The sequence below is a fragment of the Acidithiobacillus sp. TH-A36 genome (assembly GCF_057473445.1).
Window position 1 is genome coordinate 1 of sequence record NZ_JBYCKP010000014.1, and the last position, 1,912, is coordinate 1,912.

The following is a 1,912-nucleotide window of genomic DNA, read 5'->3' on the forward strand; positions in this document are numbered from 1 at the left end:
GGACAATCCGCCCAGCATGGTGGCACCAATCAGGATACCGAAAAGTGCTACGGCAGTGACTACCCCTTTTTGGGCTGCCTGCAGGGTAAAGTCCCGGACAATGAGGGGTAAGGCAATACCCGTCATGAAAATCACCAGGCCTTCAAAAAACTTGCCGGCCACGGCAAGGCTCCAGATGCGCCACTGCATGGCCGTCATGGGGGTTCCCTTGAGGGACGTGCCATCGGACCAGACAGGTGTTTCGTCAATATATTGCTGGATACTTTTCCCCGAAGGCGGGGTGTGAATTTTTTCTGTGCTCACGGTCAGGTGCTCCTTGGAGTGGATTTAGCCAGCGGATTCCGGTGAATGGTTGCCATTAAAGGGATTGAGTTCCTGAGAATTGGTCTCGCCGTACATGACGTGGGCGCGGCTGACCACCAGTCCGTCGACGGGACCAATGGCATGGAGGTCCTTATTGTCGTAGGGAATGACCTGGAGCAGGTGCCGCAAAGCATTCAGTCGAGCCCTTTTTTTGTCATTGGACTTGACCACCGTCCACGGCGCATAAGCTGTATCTGTATGAAAAAACATGGTTTCCTTGGCGCGGGTATAATCTTCCCAACGATCCAGGGAGGCGAGATCCATGGGAGATAGCTTCCACTGCTTGAGGGGATGCACTTTGCGTTCTTCAAAACGCCGGTGCTGCTCGTCACGGGTCACCGAAAACCAGAACTTGACCAGATAGATGCCGCTGTAAATCAGGTGTCGCTCAAATTCCGGAACCTGGCGCATGAATTCCTGATAATCAGCTTCATTGCAGAAACCCATGACCCGCTCGACGCCCGCGCGGTTGTACCAGGAGCGATCGAAAAATACCATTTCACCAGCAGTAGGCAGTTGTTCCACATAACGCTGGAAGTACCACTGTCCCTTTTCCCTTTCAGAGGGTTTATCCAGCGCAACCACTCTGGCGCCACGTGGATTGAGATGTTCCATGAAGCGCTTGATGGTGCCGCCCTTGCCCGCCGCATCCCGCCCTTCAAAGATGACGACAACTTTCTGACCGCTGGATTTTACCCAGGCCTGTAACTTGAGCAGTTCTACCTGCAGGCCATATTTATCATGTTCATAGTCCCGGCGCGTCATCCGGAACTTGTAGGGATAACCGCCGCTACGCCAGTCGTCATTGAGGGCATCATCCGTGTTGGCGACGTACTTGCGCGGATGGATGGCTCCACTTTCATGCAGATGCTCCAGGTCTTCCGGGCTGACATCCGAATGAATCACCTGAATGGCGTCATCCAGAGACTGGACGGCCTGGGGATGGCTGTTGACATAGTCGGTGACGATGGCACTTTGCTGAGCCTGGGCTGCTTCTACGGCCTCATGAATGACGAAATCACGAATGCCTTCAGGACTTAAATCCGGGGCAATATCTCCCGAGCTGGTAAGGCTATGGGCGCTGTCCTCTGCGTAGAGAGCTTGTTCCTGCAGATTTTGGGTGGATTTGAAGCTTTCTGCCATGATGACCCCTGATAAGTGATTGGAATTGCAAAAGGATAATATCAGGCAAATATGACGCTTTTATGACAATCGTTTGAGTTTTTTCGGCCCGGATGAAATTCCGGTGAGATGAATTTGAGCCTTGGTCAGACGGTGCCGCCTGGGTTGACAGCGCCTGCGGCAGGATGGACCATTCCCTTAAATCTTTTAGAGAACTTCATTATGGAAATTCTGTTAGCCAATCCGCGCGGTTTTTGTGCCGGGGTCAATCGTGCCATTCAAATTGTGGACCGCGCTCTGGAGCTTTTCGGGGCACCGATTTATGTGCGGCATGAAGTGGTGCATAACCGCCATGTCGTCGAGGACCTGCGTGCCCGTGGGGCGGTTTTTGTGGAGGAACTGGACGAGGTTCCCGATGCGGCAACGG

Annotated in this window: 1 protein-coding gene and 2 pseudogenes; 1 reads left to right on the top strand and 2 read right to left on the bottom strand. The window is 53.4% G+C overall.

Annotated features, from left to right (window positions below):
• Both AC2VLY_RS00295 and ppk2 read right to left on the bottom strand, forming a co-directional pair.
• Positions 1 to 303, bottom strand: a pseudogene (locus AC2VLY_RS00295) (MFS transporter); the annotation flags it as partial.
• A 24-nt stretch (positions 304 to 327) separates the two neighbouring features.
• The gene (gene ppk2, locus AC2VLY_RS00300; protein WP_486893223.1) at positions 328 to 1,506 is read right to left on the bottom strand and encodes a polyphosphate kinase 2; all 1,179 of its coding nucleotides are present in this window, start codon (positions 1,504 to 1,506) and stop codon (positions 328 to 330) included.
• Between the two features lie 201 nt (positions 1,507 to 1,707).
• On the opposite strand from ppk2, the pseudogene ispH reads away from it, so the two are divergent.
• A pseudogene (ispH, locus tag AC2VLY_RS00305) lies at positions 1,708 to 1,912 on the top strand (4-hydroxy-3-methylbut-2-enyl diphosphate reductase); the annotation flags it as partial.

Bases quoted from the DNA above. Each gene is read 5' to 3' on its own strand.
- ppk2 (WP_486893223.1), bottom strand. From the start codon at position 1,506: ATGGCAGAAAGCTTCAAATCCACCCAAAATCTGCAGGAACAAGCTCTC.